General features: G+C 67.6%; 15 protein-coding genes. 10 read left to right on the top strand and 5 right to left on the bottom strand.

Annotated elements, in window-relative coordinates; all coding sequences use genetic code 11:
* From ABIC44_RS09075 to ABIC44_RS09110, 8 genes are all read left to right on the top strand, one after another.
* Positions 1–198 (top strand): hypothetical protein (locus tag ABIC44_RS09075; protein ID WP_354294981.1); only part of this gene is annotated, 198 nt, incomplete at its 5' end.
* Between the two features lie 157 nt (positions 199–355).
* Complete coding sequence (locus ABIC44_RS09080; RefSeq protein ID WP_354294982.1) at positions 356–1207, top strand: TorF family putative porin; 852 nt, start codon at positions 356–358, stop codon at positions 1205–1207.
* A gap of 108 nt (positions 1208–1315) precedes the next feature.
* On the top strand, positions 1316–1405 hold the full coding sequence (kdpF, locus tag ABIC44_RS09085; RefSeq protein WP_037531783.1) for a K(+)-transporting ATPase subunit F: 90 nt from the start codon (positions 1316–1318) through the stop codon (positions 1403–1405).
* Positions 1406–1418: 13 nt separating this feature from the next.
* Complete coding sequence (kdpA, locus tag ABIC44_RS09090) at positions 1419–3122, top strand: potassium-transporting ATPase subunit KdpA (protein WP_354294984.1); 1704 nt, start codon at positions 1419–1421, stop codon at positions 3120–3122.
* Positions 3123–3137: 15 nt separating this feature from the next.
* Positions 3138–5174 carry a potassium-transporting ATPase subunit KdpB gene (gene kdpB / locus ABIC44_RS09095; RefSeq protein WP_354294985.1) on the top strand — a complete coding sequence of 679 codons (2037 nt, stop codon included), beginning with the start codon at positions 3138–3140 and terminating at the stop codon, positions 5172–5174.
* A 130-nt stretch (positions 5175–5304) separates the two neighbouring features.
* A complete protein-coding gene (gene kdpC, locus ABIC44_RS09100; protein WP_354294987.1) occupies positions 5305–5877 on the top strand; it encodes a potassium-transporting ATPase subunit KdpC in 573 nt (190 codons plus the stop codon).
* Positions 5874–8540, top strand: a complete 2667-nt coding sequence (locus tag ABIC44_RS09105; protein WP_354294989.1) for a DUF4118 domain-containing protein — start codon at positions 5874–5876, stop codon at positions 8538–8540. Before kdpC ends, ABIC44_RS09105 begins: the two co-directional genes overlap by 4 nt.
* Positions 8540–9223, top strand: a complete 684-nt coding sequence (locus ABIC44_RS09110; RefSeq protein WP_354294991.1) for a response regulator transcription factor — start codon at positions 8540–8542, stop codon at positions 9221–9223. The genes ABIC44_RS09105 and ABIC44_RS09110 overlap by 1 nt, the downstream gene beginning before the upstream one ends.
* Before the next feature lie 168 nt (positions 9224–9391).
* Here ABIC44_RS09110 and map read toward each other — a convergent pair whose 3' ends face one another.
* The 5 genes from map to ABIC44_RS09135 form a co-directional block, all read right to left on the bottom strand.
* Complete coding sequence (gene map, locus ABIC44_RS09115) at positions 9392–10156, bottom strand: type I methionyl aminopeptidase (RefSeq protein WP_354294993.1); 765 nt, start codon at positions 10154–10156, stop codon at positions 9392–9394.
* A gap of 1 nt (position 10157) precedes the next feature.
* Complete coding sequence (locus tag ABIC44_RS09120) at positions 10158–10364, bottom strand: ParD-like family protein (RefSeq protein ID WP_354294995.1); 207 nt, start codon at positions 10362–10364, stop codon at positions 10158–10160.
* A 39-nt stretch (positions 10365–10403) separates the two neighbouring features.
* Positions 10404–10769, bottom strand: coding sequence for a YbaN family protein (locus ABIC44_RS09125; protein ID WP_354294997.1), 366 nt, complete (start codon positions 10767–10769; stop codon positions 10404–10406).
* Between the two features lie 97 nt (positions 10770–10866).
* The gene (locus tag ABIC44_RS09130; RefSeq protein ID WP_354294999.1) at positions 10867–12987 is read right to left on the bottom strand and encodes a S9 family peptidase; all 2121 of its coding nucleotides are present in this window, start codon (positions 12985–12987) and stop codon (positions 10867–10869) included.
* A 64-nt stretch (positions 12988–13051) separates the two neighbouring features.
* A complete protein-coding gene (locus ABIC44_RS09135) occupies positions 13052–13603 on the bottom strand; it encodes a TetR/AcrR family transcriptional regulator (protein WP_354295001.1) in 552 nt (183 codons plus the stop codon).
* Between the two features lie 195 nt (positions 13604–13798).
* On the opposite strand from ABIC44_RS09135, the gene ABIC44_RS09140 reads away from it, so the two are divergent.
* Together ABIC44_RS09140 and ABIC44_RS09145 are read left to right on the top strand one after the other, a co-directional pair.
* Positions 13799–15970 carry a TonB-dependent receptor domain-containing protein gene (locus ABIC44_RS09140; RefSeq protein ID WP_354295002.1) on the top strand — a complete coding sequence of 724 codons (2172 nt, stop codon included), beginning with the start codon at positions 13799–13801 and terminating at the stop codon, positions 15968–15970.
* Between the two features lie 116 nt (positions 15971–16086).
* On the top strand, positions 16087–17934 hold the full coding sequence (locus tag ABIC44_RS09145; RefSeq protein WP_354295004.1) for a methyl-accepting chemotaxis protein: 1848 nt from the start codon (positions 16087–16089) through the stop codon (positions 17932–17934).
* Positions 17935–17949 lie beyond the last annotated feature (15 nt).

Genomic DNA, 17949 nt, shown 5'->3' on the forward strand with positions numbered 1-17949 from the left:
TTCCAGCGGATCGGCGCTCCCGAACCCCACCAGCAGACCAAGGCGCAGACGCATCTGATCGAAGCGTCCAACGCCTCGTTCCGCGACATGCTGGCTCGCTTCAACCGCCGAACCAAGCGCGCCTCCAAGACCCAAAACATGCTCGAGATCACCCTCGACATATTCCTCGCCAGAAAACGCCTGCAGAGTTCGGGGTGAGCACTCCCCCTTGCAGGGGAGGAATGGGAGGGCGCACTATACGCCGTATATATGCGAAACCGGGCAATCGCCCTCGCATTGCTACGCCGCCCAGGCCTAATTGCCCGGCCCTGGAGGTCGCCCATTTCTTCGCGGCGGCCTGTCCATAGGGGCCTATATGAAGACCATCACCATTTGCGCCGCCACGGCGCTGTTCGTGTTTCCGGCCGCCGCATCGGCGCAGACCGCTGAAACCGCGCCGCCGCCGCCCGTGACGGTCAGCGGTTCGGCCGCGATCGTCTCCGACTATCGCCTGCGCGGCATTTCGCAGTCGGATGAACATATGGCGGTGCAGGCCGGTATCACGGCGACCCATGAGAGCGGTGCCTATGTCGGCGCCTGGGCGTCGAACCTGGCGGGGTGGGGCACCTTCGGCGGCGCCAACATGGAGCTGGACCTGATCGGCGGGTACAAGACCAGGATCACGTCCAACGGCACGCTGGACGTCGGGCTGACCTGGTACATGTATCCGGGTGGCGCGAACAAGACCGACTATGCCGAACCCTTCGCCAAGCTGTCGGGCACGACCGGCCCGGTCTCGCTGACCGCCGGTGTCGCCTATGCGCCCAAGCAGCAGGCGATCGGCAAATGGTATGACAACGGCGCCCGTGCGGCGGCGGGCGTCTATGACCATCCGGGCGCCAAGAGCGACAATCTGTATCTCTGGGGCGACGGCGCGGCGGCGATCCAGAGCACGCCGATCACCGCCAAGGCGCATATCGGCCATAGCTGGGGCATGGACGGCCTCGGCCCCAACGCCACCGCGCCGACGCCGACCGGCGAATATTGGGACTGGTCGCTGGGCGCGGACACGACGTGGCGCAACCTGACGCTGGGTCTGGCCTGGGTCGATACCGACATTTCCGACCGCAAGGCCGCCTATCTGCGGCCGAGCTTCAGCAAGGGGCAGGACGGCACCGGCAATATCGCGGGCAGCACCTTCCTCGCCACCCTCACCGCTGCCTTCTGAGGAGCCGCACTATGGACGATCTGATCTGGTTGCTGGTCATGGCCGGGCTGGTGGCGGCGACGCTCGCCTATGCCCGCCTGTGCGACCACGCGTGAGGAGGGCGGAGCCATGACCCTAGACCTCTGGCTGGCGGCGCTGACCGCGCTTGGCCTTCTCGTCTATCTGGTGGCGGTGCTGATCCGCCCCGAACGCTTCTGAAGGAGGCGGCATCATGACGCTTCAGGGATGGGCCCTGATCCTGGGCTTCGTGGCGATCCTGCTCGCGCTGACCAAGCCGGTCGGCGCGTGGCTGTTCGCGCTCTATGAGGGGCGGCGCACGCCGCTTCACTCCGTGCTCGGCCCCGTCGAGCGCGGCTTCTACGCGCTGTCGGGCATCGACCCGGAGGCGCAGCAGGGCTGGCGCCGCTATGCGCTGCACATGCTGATCTTCAACGTCGCGTTGATGATCCTGACCTATGCGGTGCTGCGCCTGCAATATTACCTGCCGGGCAATCCGCAGGGGCTGGCCGGACTCGCCCCGCATCTGGCGTTCAATACCGCGATCAGCTTCACCACCAACACCAACTGGCAAAGCTATGCGGGCGAGTCGACCATGTCGAACCTGTCCCAGATGCTCGGCCTGACCATCCACAATTTCCTGTCGGCGGCGACCGGCATCGCGCTGGCCTTTGTGCTGTTCCGCGGCTTTGCGGGGCGCGAGACGAAGAATCTCGGCAATTTCTGGGCCGATGTGACGCGGATCACCCTGTACCTGCTGCTGCCGATTTGCGTCGTCTACACTCTGTTCCTGATCGCCAGCGGCGTGCCGCAGACCATGGCGGGCGTCGTCAATATCGACACGCTGGAGGGTGTGCGCCAGTCGATCCTGCTCGGACCCGTCGCGAGCCAGGAAGCGATCAAGATGCTCGGCACCAATGGTGGCGGCTTCTTCAACGCCAACAGCGCGCATCCATTCGAGAACCCGACCGCGCTGGTCAACTTCGTCCAGATGCTGTCGATCTTCGTCATCGGCTTCGGCCTGACCTGGTGCTTCGGCAAGGCGGTCGGCAACACCCGCCAGGGCTGGGCGATCCTGGTCGCGATGATCCTGCTGTTCCTGGGCGGCGCGACCGTGGCCTATTGGGCGGAAGCGGCGGGCAACCCCGTGCTGCACCAGCTGGGCGTGGCGGGCGGCAATATGGAGGGCAAGGAGGTCCGCTTCGGCGTCGCCGCGTCCGCCCTGTTCGCGGCTGTCACCACGGCGGCGTCGTGCGGCGCGGTCAATGCGATGCATGACAGCTTTACAGCACTTGGCGGCATGATCCCGCTGTTCAACATGCAACTGGGCGAGGTCGTCATCGGCGGCGTCGGTGCGGGAATCTACGGCTTCCTGCTGTTCGCCATCCTGGCGGTGTTCGTCGCCGGCCTGATGGTCGGTCGCACGCCCGAATATGTCGGCAAGAAGATCGAGAGCTGCGAAGTGAAACTCGCGGTCCTCGCCATCGCCGTCCTGCCGCTGTTCATCCTTGGGATGACCGCGCTGTCCTGCGTGACGGGGCAGGGGCTGGCGGGGCCGCTCAACAAGGGGCCGCACGGGTTCGGCGAGATCCTCTACGCCTTCACCAGCGCGGTGGCGAATAACGGCTCGGCCTTTGCCGGTCTGACCGCCTCTACCCCCTGGTATGACGGTCTGCTGGGCGTCGCCATGTGGGTCGGCCGCTTCTTCATCATCGTGCCGATGCTCGCCATCGCGGGCAGCCTGGCGGCGAAGAAGCATGTCCCCGCCTCGGCCGGGTCCTTCCCGACCACGGGTGTGCTGTGGATCGGTCTGCTCGTCGGCATCGTGCTGGTGCTGGGCGGCCTGACCTTCCTGCCGAGCCTCGCCCTTGGTCCCATTGCCGATCATCTCGCGATGATCCGCGGTCAACTCTTCTGATCGGGAGCGCCAGTCGTGGCCAATTCCCCTACCAAGAGCCTGTTCACCGCCGAGCTCGTGCTCCCGGCGATCAAGGCCTCGTTCGTCAAACTCAATCCGCGCGAGCTGATCCGCAATCCGGTGATGTTCGTGACTGCGGCGGTCGCCGCCCTCCTGACCGTGCTGCTCGTCGTCGGGCATGACGGGCTGACCACCGGATTCAAGCTGCAACTGGTCGTCTGGCTGTGGCTGACCGTGCTGTTCGGCACCTTTGCCGAGGCGCTGGCGGAAGGCCGGGGCAAGGCGCAGGCCGCGTCCCTGCGCGCCGCCAAGGCCGAGCTGACCGCCAAGCGGCTGAAGGGCGCTGGCCAGGAGTGGGAGAATGTCCCCGCCAGCGCGCTGAAGATCGGCGACGTGGTGCTGGTCGAGACCGGCGACCTGATCCCCTCGGACGGCGAGGTCGTCGTGGGCGTGGCGAGCGTCAACGAAGCCGCGATCACCGGCGAGAGCGCGCCGGTCATTCGCGAGGCGGGCGGCGACCGTTCGGCGGTGACGGCGGGCACGCGCGTCATCTCGGACGAGATCCGCGTCAAGGTGACGGTCAATCCGGGCCAGGGCTTCCTCGACCGCATGATCGCGCTGGTCGAGGGCGCCGAGCGTCAGAAGACCCCGAACGAGGTGGCGCTGACCATATTGCTTGTCGGCCTGACCATCATCTTCCTGATCGCGGTCGGCACCATTCCGGGCTTCGCGTCCTTTGCGGGCGGCAGCATCCCGGTAGCGATCCTGGCGGCGCTGCTCATCACCCTGATCCCGACGACCATCGCCGCTTTGCTGTCGGCGATCGGCATTGCGGGCATGGACCGGCTGGTCCGCTTCAACGTGCTCGCCAAGTCGGGCCGGGCGGTCGAGGCGGCGGGTGATGTCGACGTGCTGCTGCTCGACAAGACGGGGACCATCACCATCGGCGACCGTCAGGCGAGTGAGTTCCGCAGCCTCGGCGGCGCGGACGTGGATGCGCTGGCCGAGGCGGCGCTGATGGCCAGCCTGGTCGACGAGACGCCCGAGGGCCGCTCGATCGTCGTCCTGGCGCGCGAGCAGTTCAAGGTGTCGATCGCCAGCCTGCCTGCGGATGCCGAGATCATCCCCTTCACCGCGCAGACCCGTATCTCGGGGGTGAGGATCGGTGACCGGCTGATCCAGAAGGGCGCGGTCGACTCGATCCTGCGCGCGCATCCGGGCGTGGGCGAGACGGCGGCGGCGACCCAGCTGCGCCGCATCACCGACGAGATTGCGCGCGCCGGTGGCACGCCGCTGGCGGTGGCGGAGAATGGCCGGTTGCTAGGCGCCATCTTCCTGAAGGACGTGGTCAAGGCGGGCATCCGCGAGCGTTTCGGCGAGCTGCGCCGCATGGGCATCCGCACGGTAATGATCACCGGCGACAATCCCCTGACCGCCGCCGCCATCGCCGCCGAGGCGGGCGTGGACGACTTCCTCGCCCAGGCGACGCCGGAGGACAAGCTGGCGCTGATCCGCAAGGAACAGCAGGGCGGCAAGCTGGTCGCGATGTGCGGCGACGGCACCAACGACGCGCCCGCGCTGGCGCAGGCGGATGTCGGCGTCGCGATGAACACCGGCACCCAGGCCGCGCGCGAGGCGGGGAACATGGTCGACCTCGACAGCGATCCGACCAAGCTGATCGAGGTCGTCGGCCTCGGCAAGCAGTTGCTGATGACGCGCGGCGCGCTGACGACCTTCTCGGTCGCCAATGACGTGGCGAAATATTTCGCGATCATCCCGGCGATGTTCGTGGCGCTCTATCCGGGGCTCGGCGTGCTCAACGTCATGGGTCTGGCGACGCCGCAATCGGCCATCCTCAGCGCGATCATCTTCAACGCGCTCATCATCCCGCTGCTGGTGCCGCTGGCGCTGAAGGGCGTCGCCTACAAGCCGATGGGGGCGGGGCCGCTGCTGGCGCGCAACCTCGCCATCTATGGCCTGGGCGGCCTGATCGCGCCGTTCGTCGGCATCAAGATCATCGACCTCGTGGTCGGTGGGCTGGGTCTCGCGTGAGTTGAGAGCGAACGCCCCTCCCCTTCAGGGGAGGGGTTGGGGTGGGGCGTCGCCGCGAACGAAGCGCTTGTGGAAAGGCCCCACCCCCTACCCCTCCCCTGAAGGGGAGGGGCTTGAGGAAGGAAGCATTATGAATACCGACATCACCACCGCATTACGGCCCGCGATCGTCATGACGATCCTGTTCGCGGTCCTGCTCGGATTGGTCTATCCTCTGGCGATGACCGGCATCGGACAGACGATCTTCCCGCATCAGGCCAATGGCAGTTTGGTGCAGGTCGGGGGGCGCGTAATCGGCTCCGAAGTCGTCGGGCAGGCGTTCGTCAGCGACCGCTATTTCCAGACGCGACCCTCGGCGGCGGGCAAGGGCTATGACGGGCTCGCCTCGTCGGGCTCGAACCTGGGGCCGACGTCGCAGGCGCTGGCCGACCGGGTGAAGGCGGATGTCGCCAGGCGTCGGGCCGAAGGCGTGATGGGCGACGTGCCTGCCGACCTCGTCACCACCAGCGGTTCGGGGCTCGACCCCGATCTGTCGCCCGAAGCCGCACTGGCGCAGGCCGCCCGCATCGCCCGCGTCCGTGGCCTGGGCGTCGAGCAGGTCCGCGCGCTGGTCGTCCGAAAGACCGAGGGTTCGGTGCTGGGCGACCCCCACGTCAACGTCCTCGCCCTCAACCGCACGCTGGACGCCACGCCCGCGCGATGACGGCAGGCGAGCAGCGCCCCGACCCCGATGCCCTGCTGCGCGCCGCCGAGCGTGAGGGGCGCGGCCGCCTGAAGATCTTCCTCGGGGCAGCCCCCGGCGTCGGCAAGACGTTCGAGATGCTCTCCGAGGGCGCGGCACGCCGCCGCGACGGCGTCGACGTCGTCGTCGCGGTGGTCGAGACCCATGGCCGGGTCGAGACCGAAGCGCTGGTGCGCGGCCAGGAGGTCATGCCCCGCCGCGCCGTCCCCTATGAGGGGCGGACGCTGCACGAGATGGACATCGATGCGGTCGTCGCCCGCGCGCCCCGCCTCGCATTGGTCGACGAACTGGCGCACACCAATGCGCCGGGCAGCCGCCATCCCAAACGCTATCAGGATGTCGAGGAGCTGCTGGCGGCGGGGATCGACGTCTATTCCACCGTTAATATCCAGCACGTCGAGAGCCTGAACGACGTCGTCGCCAGCTTCACCCGCGTCCGGGTGCGCGAGACGGTGCCCGACCGCATTTTGGAGGCCGCCGAGATCGAGGTGGTCGACATTCCGCCCGACGAGCTGATCGAGCGGTTGAAGGCGGGCAAGGTCTATCTGCCGCAGGAGGCGACGCGGGCGCTGTCGCATTTCTTCTCCAAGTCGAACCTGTCGGCGCTGCGCGAACTGGCGCTCAGGCGGGCGGCGCAGGCGGTCGATGCGCAGATGCTCGATCATGTCCGGTCGCTTGGCGTCGGCGGGCAATGGGCGGCGGGCGAGCGGCTGGTCGTCGCGGTCAGCGAATTGCCTGGTGCCGACGAACTGGTCCGCGCCGCCAAGCGCGCGGCCGATGCGCTTCGTGCCCCCTGGACCGCCCTTTTCATCGACACCCCGCGCACCGCGACGCTGGGAGAGGCGCAGCATCGGCGGCTCGCCGCGACCATGACGCTGGCGACGCAACTCGGCGCGGCGGTCGCCACCGTGCCCGCGCCCAGCGTGGTCGAGGGCATCCGCGCCTTCCTGACCGATGCGCGCGCCACGCAACTGGTCGTCGGCAAGGCCAAGCGGTCGCGCTGGTTCGAGTTGCGCCACGGCTCGGTCGTCGACCGGCTGGTGCGCGAGACGCCGGGCGTCACCGTCCATGTCCTGCCGGTCGGCGAGGTCCCGGTCGAGCGCGAGCGGGCCCGGCGGCGCGGGCAATGGGGATCGCCCACCGGCTATGGCCTGACGCTGCTCGGCGTGGCCTTGGTGACGGGCTTGGCCAGCGCGCTGTTCCATATCCTGAACCTCGGCAATGTCGCGCTGCTCTATCTGCTGCCGGTTATGGCGGCGGCGAGCCTGTACGGCCTGCGTACCGGGCTGTTCGCGGGGCTGGCGTCGAGCCTCGCCTATAATTTCTTCTTCCTGCCCCCGGTGGGCACGCTGAGCGTCAGCAATCCCGAGAATGTCATTTCGATCTTCGTCCTGCTGGGCGTTGCGGTCGCGACCAGCCAGCTGACCTCACGCGTGCGGGCGCAGGCCGACCTTGCGGCGAGCAGCGCGCGCGACAATGCGACGCTGGCGGGCTTCCTCCATCGGCTCAGCGGCCTCGCCGATCCGGCCGAGGCGGCGCGCGTGATCTGCGAAGACATTGCCCGGCTGTTCGAGGTGCAGGCGGTGCTGCTCACCCCGTCGCCCGCCGGTCTGGCGGTGCAGGCGGCGACCAAGCCCGATTACCGGCTGGAGACGATGGAGATGGCCGCCGCGCACTGGGCCTTCGATACCGGCACGCCGGCGGGCAAGGGTTCGGCGACGCTGGCCGCGTCCGAATGGCTGTTCCAGCCGCTCAAGGCGGGCAACCGGACGCTCGCCGTCCTCGGGCTGGCGCGTGAGGCGGGGGGCGAGCCGGTGCGCGCCGACCGCCTGCCGCTGCTGACCGGGCTGATCGACCAGGCGGCATTGATCCTCGAACGGTTGCGGCTGGAGGCGGAGGTGCGCGACGTCGATGCGGTGCGCACCCGCGACCGGCTGCGGGCGGCGCTGCTCTCCTCGGTCAGCCACGACCTGCGCACGCCGCTGACCGCGGTGATGGCCGCCGCCGCGCAGTTGCGGCAGGGCACGACGCCCGATCTGATTGCGACCATCGAAGGGGAGGCGGCGCGGCTCAATCGCTTCGTCGCCAATCTGCTCGACATGGCCCGCGTCGAGGCGGGGGCGCTGAAGCTGAAGATCGAGGCGATCGACCTGAGCGACGCGGTGACGGGCGCGGCGCATGACGCCCGCCGCGCGCTGGAGGGGCATGCCGTGCGGCTCGACGTGCCGCCCGACCTGCCTTTGGTGCGCGCCGATCCGCAACTGCTGCACCATTGCCTGCTCAACCTGCTCGACAATGCCGGGCGCTATGGCGATCCGGGGACCGAGATCGTGATCGAGGGGCGGCATCGCCACGGCAGCTTGCGCCTCTCGGTCCTCGACCATGGCCCCGGCCTCCCGCCGGGCCGCGAGGCGGAGGTGTTCGAGACGTTCCGGCGGCTGGAGGGGTCGGACCGGGTGGCGGGCGGCACCGGCCTGGGCCTCGCCATCGTCAAGGCCTTTGCGGAGGCGATGGGTCTGGGCGTAGAGGCGGGCAATCGCGACGATGAAAGCGGTGCGGCCTTCGCCCTCGTCTTTCCTCGCGACCTGATCATGCGCGACGGCGCGCCGGAGGGAATGGCCTGATGCCCGCGACGATCTTGGTGGTGGATGACGAAGTCGCGATCCGTCGCCTGCTGCGCAACACGCTGGAGCAGGCGGGGCACAAGGTGGTCGAGGCCCGCGACGGCCGCGACGCGCTGGCACGCGCGGCGGCCGAGCATCCCGATGCGGTACTGCTCGACCTGGGGTTGCCCGATCGCGACGGGCTGGGCCTGATCCCGCTGCTTCGCGCGGCCGAGCGGGTGGTGCTGGTCGTGTCGGCGCGCGACGCGACCGACGAAAAGGTCGCCGCGCTCGATCTGGGCGCGGACGATTACGTCACCAAGCCGTTCGACAGCGACGAACTGCTGGCGCGGCTGCGGGTCGCGCTGCGCCACGCCCGCGCGGCCGAGGCGGCGCCAACGATCGTGCGGACCGGCGACCTGGCGATCGATCTTGACCGGCGGCTGGTCACGCGCGGGGGTGAGGAACAGCATCTGACCCGCAAGGAATATGGCGTGCTGGCGGTGCTGGCGCGCCATCCCGGCCGGGTGGTGACGCATGACCGGATCATCGACGCGGCCTGGGGCGGGGACGAAGATCCGCGCATCGACTATTTACGCATCGTCGTGCGCAACCTGCGCCAGAAGCTGGAAGCACCGCAGCCGGTCGGGAGCGTCATCGCGAACGAACTCGGCGTGGGGTATCGGTTGCGGGTGGAGGGGTAGCTGCCTGTTCCCCGGCGAAGGCCGGGGCCCAGTTTGTACGAACAGCGTGGCGCGCCAGCCGATGCGGGGGAGGCCATAGTGACCGCGTCGTTGATGCCTCCCCCGCATCGCCTCGCGCGCCATCGGCCACATCGTAACTGGGCCCCGGCCTCCGCCGGGGAACGGATTTCAACCCAGCTTTTCGTCCGCCCGCAGCGTCAGCACTTCCACCCCGGTCTTCGTCACCGCGACGGTATGTTCGAACTGCGCCGACAGCTTCCCGTCGTCCGTCACCACCGTCCAGCCATCCTCGCCGGTCGACACCTTGTGCTTCCCCTGGTTGATCATCGGCTCGATGGTGAAGGTCATCCCCTCGCGCAGCACCGCGCCGGTTCCCGGCCGTCCGAAGTGCAGCACATTGGGTTCCTCGTGCATCTCGCGCCCGATGCCATGACCGCAATAGTCGCGCACCACCGAATAGCCATTCGCCTTGGCATGTTTCTCGATCGCCGCGCCGACATCGCCCAGCCGTGCGCCGGGCCGGACCTGGCGGATGCCCTTCCACATCGCCTCCTGCGCGACGCGGACCAGCCGCCTTGCGCCGGGCGCGACCTCGCCGACCATATAGGTCTTGCTGGAGTCGGCGATGAAGCCATTCTTCTCCAGCGTGATGTCCAGATTGACGATGTCGCCGTCGCGGATCACGTCGTCGGCGCTCGGCACGCCGTGGCAGACGACTTGGTTGATCGAGCTGTTGAGCACATAGGCAAAGCCATATTGCCCCTTGCTCGCGGGCCGGGCCGACAGGTCGTGGGTGATGAAATGCTCGACCCGGTCGTTGATCGCCAGCGTCGACATGCCCGCCAGCGTCAGCCCGTCGAGCATCTCGAACACCTGGGCGAGCAGCCGTCCCGACACGCGCATCAGCGCCAGTTCGTCCGCCGTCTTGACCATGTCAGGCGACCATCGGCTGGGGCAGGGCGGCATCGGCGGCGGCCATCTGCGCCTTTACGATGTCATGGAAGCTGAGCGTCGGATTGGCCTCGGCCAGCATGCCCATCTTCATCCAGAATTCGGCCTGTGCGTTGATCGAACGGCACATGACGGTGCTGGTGCGGCGTACTTCTTCGTGCAGTTCGTCATCTATTTTCACGATACCCATATATGGACTATATATGGTTCGTATATTAGGCGCAACCGGTCAGTAGCGGGCAGTCGGACGGCTGAGGACGAAGGCCGCGCATCCGCCCATTATAACCGCCACGCATAAGGCGAGCGGCCAGTGCGGTCTGGCGGTGGCCCAGAACAGGCCATAGCCCAGCGCCATCCCGCCGCACGCCATGGCCTTGCCCTTGACCCCGATCGCGCCGTCCCGTCGCCAGGCCCGCAAGGTCGGTCCGAAGCGGGGATGGTCGAGCAGCCACGCCTCCAGCCGGGGCGAGGACCGCGCGAAACAGCCCGCCGCCAGAATCAGGAAGATCGTCGTCGGCATCAGCGGCAGGATCGCCCCGATCACACCGAGCGCGACGAACAGGCATCCCAGGATGAGCCAGCCGAACCGTATCATGGGTGATGCGTAGCGGGGTGCGAGCATGGGGGGAAGGGGAGCCGCGCCCGTGACATGGCCTTGGGGGGAGGGCAGGCCGCAAAGCCCGCCCCGCCCATTATTCGCCCGCTACGCCCAGCTGCGACAGCATGAATGCCTGCCACTCGGCATTCTGGCGGATACGCTCGAACCGCCCCGACTTGCCGCCATGCCCGGCTTCCATATTCACCCGGAACAGCAGCGGGTTGGCGTCGGTCTTCGTCGCGCGCAGCTTGGCGACCCATTTGGCGGGTTCGTAATATTGCACCTGGCTGTCCCACAGCCCGGTGCCGACATAGAGCGCCGGATAGGCCTTGGCCGCCACATTGTCATAGGGCGAATAGCTGAGCATGTAATCATAATAGGGCTTGTTCGCCGGATTGCCCCACTCGTCATATTCGAAGGTCGTCAGCGGGATCGAGGCGTCGAGCATCGTCGTCACCACGTCGACGAAGGGCACCTGCGCGATGATGACCTTGTAGTCCTGCGGCGCCATGTTCGCGACCCCGCCCATCAGCAGTCCGCCCGCACTGCCGCCCATCGCCGCGACCCGGCCGGGCGCGGCATATTTCTGCGCCACAAGATAGCGGGTGACGTCGATGAAGTCGGCGAAGCTGTTCTTCTTGTTCAGCAGATGGCCGTCATCATACCATCCGCGCCCCATTTCCTGCCCGCCCCGGATATGCGCGATGGCATAGACCACGCCGCGATCGAGCAGCCCGATCCGCCCCGGATCGACCCCCGGATCGGTCGAAATGCCATAGCTGCCATAGGCATATTGGAAGAGCGGCGCAGTGCCGTCGCGCTTCACGTCGCGGCGATAGACCAGCGAGACGGGTACGCGCGTTCCGTCGCGGGCCGGAGCCCAGACGCGTTCGGTGACGTAGCGGCTGGGATCATAGCCGGGCACCGGCGTCACCTTGAGCGTCCGGCGCTCGCCGGTGCGGGCATTGACCTCATAGGTCGTGGTCGGCGTGACCAGCGAGCCATAGGTATAGCGGACCCAGGGCGTATCCGGCTCCTCGTTGGTCGACAGGCTCATGCGATAGGCGGGTTCGTCCGCCTTGACCGGGATCGACTTGCCCGCATCGGTCAGCAGGCGGATCATCCGGTTGCCGCCCTCGCGCTGGTCGATCGCGACGAACCCCTCGAACGGCTTGAAATCCTCGATGAACACGGTGTCGCTGCCGGGCACCAGATCGCGCCAGGCGGCGACCCCCTTGGCCATGTCGGCATCGGCCAGCGTCACGAGCTTGTAGTTCTTGGCCCCGCGATTGGTGCGGATGATCCAGCGATGGCCCAGATGGTCGGGGCTGTAGCGGAACTCGCGCTCGCGCGGGGCGATGACGGTGAAGCGGGTGGGCGCGGTGGCCGGTGCGCAGCGTTGCTCGTCGCTGACCGTGCTCTGGACGCCGATGCAGATATAGCGATCGTCGGTCGTCCGGCCGATGCCCATCTGGAAGGTGTCGTCCTTCTCCTCATAGAGCATGCGGTCGTCGCCGACCGGCGTGCCCAGCCGATGCGCCATGACCCGATAGCCGCGCAGCGTCACCGGGTCCTTGGCGATATAGAGGATGGTCCGGTTGTCATCGGCCCAGACGATGTTGGGCTCGATATTGGTCACAGTGTCGGCAAGGATGCGGCCGGTCGCGATGTCCTTGACCTTCAGCACATATTGCCGCCGCCCGACCGTATCCTCGGCCCAGGCGACCATCTTGTTGTCCGGGCTGACCGACCAGTCGGACAGTGAGAAGAAATTGTGGCCCTTCGCCATGGCGGGCTGGTCGAAGAGAAGGGTGGCGGGGGCGGTCTGGCTGCCCTGCCGACGCTCGATCAGCGGATAGTCGGCACCGGTGACGAAGCGCGAGGAATACCAATAGCCGTTCTTGCGATACGGGACGCTGCTGTCATCCTGTTTGATATGCGCGACCGTCTCGTCATAGAGCCGGGTCTGGAGCGGCTTGAGCCCGGCCAGCTGCGCATCGGCATAGGCGTTCTCGGCGTTGAGATAGGCGAGCATCTCCGGATTCTTGCGGGTGTCGTCGCGCAGCCAGTAATAATCATCCTCGCGTGCGCCGTTGGGCGAGGGCACCTGATAGGGCTTCTTCGCGGCGACGGGCGGGCGGACCGGAGCCTCCTGCGCCATCGCCGGGATCGCCAGCGCGACCATGCTTGCCGCCGCCATCCAACGCATCGTCATTCGCTTCCCCCCCGATCGATCCATGGGGGCAGGATGGCGGGGCCTGCGTGCCAGTGCAAGCCCGTCAGGGCGCCGTGATCCGGTGGACGATGGTGCGAATGGCTTCCCGGTCGAGCGGATCGCGATCGATCGAGTTGTGGATGCCGATCCCCTCGACCAGCGCATCCAGCGCGCGGGCGGTCAGCGGGTCGAAGAAACGCTCCAGCGCGGCGCGGCTGTTGTTCATCCACCCCTGCATCACGGTCGAGACCGAGGGGTGGCGCGCGGCAAAGGCATAGAGTTCATAGCTCAGCAGCAGCGTGCGCGGCTCGGCCCAGACCGATCCCGCGATGATGTCGATGATCGCCTCGCGCGCGCTGTCCGCATCGCTGGCCCGCGCCATATGCGCGGCGAAGGCGGCGGAGGAACGCTCGGCCAGCTGCACGAAGGCGGTGGTCAGCAGATCCTCCAGCGAGGCGAAATAATAGGTGACCGACCCCAGAGGCACCGCCGCCGCCGCCGCGATCCGGCGATGCGTGGTCCCCGGCACGCCCTGCTCGGCGACCACATCCAGCGTCGCGTCGATGATGCGTTGCCGCCGTTCGGGATCGTTCCGTCGTGCCTCGCCGCCTGCCACACCACACTCCCTGCCGCTCGATGGCGGGTCGTACACGGCTTGCCGCCGATGCGACAGGCGCGCCGCACGATCCTTCGCCTACCATGAAAGAATTTGGGGGCAGGGCGGACAATTGATCGTTGGTGCGCCGCTTTCCGCTGCGATAGCCAAACAGTGCTCCACAAGAGGGAGCGTCGCCATTCTCGCAGGTTTGCCATGTCTTCGTTCGTGCATGCCGCATGTCCGATCCCGCAACGTCGATCATGGCTCGGCCTGCTGACGTCGGGTATTGCCCTCGCGCTGGTCGCGCCGGGTATCGTGCTGGCCCAGACCTCCCCGCTCCCGCCGCCATCCAAGGCGGAGGACAAGGAGATACTGGTGCGGGGCCGCCGCCTGCCGGCCAAGCGGACGCTGGAGGGGGTGGTCTATTCCACCGCCGATCGCGTCCAGGGCGAGGGTGGAAGCGCGGTCGACCTCCTCAACACCATTCCCTCGGTCCATATCGCGCCGGATGGGCGGGTGACGATGCGCGGCAGCGACAAGGTCCGCATCCTTATCGACGGACGCCCTTCCGCCGCGCTGAATGGCCCGGAACGGGTCATGGCGTTGGAGGCATTGTCGGGCGGGTCGATCGAGTCGGTGGAATTGCTGACCAACCCTTCGGTCCGCTACGACGCGAATGGCGGCATGATCCTGAACATCCGCCTGAAGAAGCCGAAAGAGGAGGGGCTGAGCGGCAAACTCGCCGCCAGCGTCGGCGACTCCGGTGGCCGGACGCTGTCCGCCGACACCATGCTGCGGTCGGGCAGATGGAAGATGTCGATCGATACCGCCTTGCGACAGGATGTGCGTCTCAGCACGGTCCTTGACGATCGGCGTCTGCTGAATCGCGACGGCGGCGAGATCGGTCGATTTGCCACGGTCGCGCGCTTTACCCCGACGTTCAGCCGATCGGCCAGTCTTACCGGCACCCTGTCCTATGCCGCGACCGCCAATGACGAGATCGGACTGGAGGCGATGGGCTCACGCGGGACGCCGATCAATACCGTCTTCGAGGATCATCGCGACCAACTGCGGGACGGTGTGACGGCCCTCTATCGGCGCGTCCGGGGCGGAACCTATTGGAACGACGCGCGCGACGTTTCGCTCTATTACCGGGAAAAGGTGGCGGCCGACCGCCCGTCCCTGTCGGTCGAGGCGCAGCATAGCGAGACGGGGCTGCGGTGGGACCGTCCCTTCACCACGATCCATGACAGCCCGGCACGACCGGCTTCGGGTCAGATCGTCCTGTTCCGCAGCCGCTCGACCATCGACCGCGTCGCCATCGACCATAGCCTGCCGCTCGGCAAGCGGTGGACGCTGCAATCGGGGGCGGAGTGGAAACGCGAGGGGGAACGGGTCGCGAACGGCGCGGCGGCCTTCGACCCCGCCCAGGCGGGCGCGCTTCCCATGCCGTCGCTCGCCACCTTCGATGGCGTTCAGACCATCGCGGCCATCCATGCGGCGGCGGCCTATCGTGACCAGGACTGGGCGATCGAAGCGGGGACACGGGTAGAGGCCATTCGCATTACGGCCGCGACCTCACCCGAAGCGACGTCGGTACGGCGCAGGGTCGCGGGATTTGCGCATCGCTTGTCGGTCACGCATGACCTGGGACGCGACCATCTCGCGTTTCGCGTGTCGCGCAGCCGCGAGAGGATCGATTCGACCGAGCTCAGCCCGGTCGTCGTAACCATCGATCCGCAGAATCTGTCGATCGGCAATCCGCTGCTCCGCCCGCAGGACGTCACGGGTGTCGAGGTCGAATATGGCTTCGCCCATGCGGGCTTTCAGGCGACGGCAACGCTCTATTCGCGGCGGACCGACCGGTTGATCGGAAACTCCTATGTGTTCCAGTCGGACAATGTCCTGCTCCGCGTCGCGCGCAACAACGGCACATGGCATTCGGCCGGGGGAGAGGTCGTGCTGTCGGGCCCCGTCGGTGGGACGCTGCGATATTCGCTGACGGGGAATTTGCGGACCGACTGGACGACGAGCGGCGATCAGGCGGGCACGTATCGCGCCGCGCTTCTCAGCTATTCGCTCCAGGGCTCGCTCGACTGGCAGGCGACGCACCGCGACACATTGCGTGTCGATGCCGACCGGCAGGGGCCGGAGCTGATTCCGCTGGGCACCCGGACTGGCACCAGCGCGGTCGATCTGGTCTGGAGGCACAAGATTTCCTCGCGCTGGTCCACATCGCTGACCGCGCGCGGTCTGGTGCAGGACAGCGCGATCCGCACGGTGATCCGGACGCCGCTGGCGATCGCCGTGAACGATCGCATCACCGATACCCGCGCGATCCTTTTCGGCCTGTCCCATGACTGGGGGCGAATGCGGCAGCGGTGACGCTTCGGCACGGGGAGGGGCCCATTGCAAAGGTTTTTGTTAACCCGGCATGTCTATCGTCTGATGCCACTATGCGGGGGCATGGCGACGAATTCGAGAGATACAGGGAGTTTGCAATGAAGAACCTGCGGATCGGTACGAAGCTGATAAGCTGCTTCGCCGTCGTGCTGGTGGCCTTGCTGATCGTCGGCGGGCTGTCCATTCGCAATCAGAACGCCCTGAGCGCCAATGCCGCCGATATCGCCCAGCGGCTGGCACGTCTCCAGAAGCTGACCCACAGCATCGATACGCAGACGTCGAACACCCGCGCCGAGGAAATGACCCATATCGTCAGCACCTCGCCCGAGGTGATGGCCGCGCATGAAAAGGCGATGCGCAAGGCGGCCGACATGATCAACAGGTCGCTGGTGGAGGTCGCGTCGCTGGAACAAGACCCGACCGCGAAGGCTGCGATGCAGGACTTCGCCGCCGTCTGGCAGCGCTATTTCGATCATATCCCCGCCACGATCGCCCTGTCCCGCCAGAACGAGGTCGCCGCGGCGCAGGCCAGCGCGCTGACCGAGGTCAAGGACTATGACGCGCAGAACGCCGCGCTCGGCCGGGCGGAGGATGCCTATACCGCCGCGATGGACGCGGCGCGTGCCAAGGCCGATTCGATCGCCACGACCGGGCGACTGATCACCCTCGCGATGATCCTGGCCGCGGTGGCGCTGACGGTGGCGCTGCTCGTCCTGCTGATCCGCCAGATCGCCAAGCCGTTGGGCACGATGACCGATGCGATGGGCCGACTGGCGGCGGGCGATATGCATGTGTCCGTCCCCGAAGCCGATCGCCGCGACGAGGTCGGCGATCTGGCCCAGGCGATGACCCGGTTCCGCGACCAGCTTGCGGCGGCGGAGCGGGCCAAGGCGGAGCAGACCACGCTGATCGTCGACAGCATCGGCCATGGCCTGTCGGAACTGGCGCGCGGCGACCTGCTGACCCGGATCGACACGCAGCTGACCGGCCCGTTCGCCAAGCTGAAGACCGACTTCAACGCCGCCGCCGAGGCCTTGCAGGACGCGCTGGGCCGGGTGTCGACCGCCGTGTCGGGCATCAACGGCGGCGCGAGCGAGATCCGCACCGCCTCCGACGACCTGTCGATGCGCACCGAGCAGCAGGCCGCGAGCCTGGAGGAAACCGCCTCGGCGATGGACGAGATCACCGCGACGATGCGCTCGACCGTCGAGCGGACCGCCAGCGCCAATGCGGCGGTGCGCAACGCGCGCGAACTGGTCGAGCGGTCGGGCGGCATCGTCCGCAACGCGGTCGAGGCGATGAGCGGCATCGAGCGGCGGTCCAACGAAATCTCAGAGATCATCGGCGTGATCGACGGCATCGCCTTCCAGACCAATCTCCTTGCGCTGAACGCCGGTGTCGAAGCGGCGCGCGCGGGCGATGCGGGCAAGGGCTTCGCCGTCGTCGCCTCCGAAGTCCGCGCGCTGGCGCAGCGTTCGGCCGACGCCGCCAAGGACGTCAAGGACCGGATCAGCGCGTCCTCCGAACAGGTGGCCGAGGGCGTCCGTCTGGTCGGCGAGACCGGGGACGCGCTGACCGGCATCATCGACCGGATCGTCGAGGTCAGCAGCCTGGTCGGCGAGATCGCCAGCGCGGCCGAACAGCAGGCGGCGGGGCTCCAGCAGGTCAATACCGCAGTCGGCGAGATGGACAGCGTGACCCAGCAGAATGCCGCGATGGTCGAGGAAGCGACCGCTGCCGCGCGCAGCCTGGCGGCGGAAGCCGATGGCCTGGCCAACCAGATCGCCCGTTTCCGCATCGGGATGCCCGCGCCCGCGCCGACCTCGCCGGTCCATGCGCTTCAGGACCGGGTGGCGACGGCGGCACCGCGCATCCGCAGCAGCGCCCCGGCGCCGCGTGTCCAGGGCAATGTCGCGCTGGCCGACGATGATTGGGATGCCTTCTGATCCGTCCGCCTCGCT

It is taken from the genome of Sphingomonas sp. 1185, from assembly GCF_040544655.1.
Taxonomy (GTDB): Bacteria; Pseudomonadota; Alphaproteobacteria; order Sphingomonadales; family Sphingomonadaceae; genus Sphingomonas.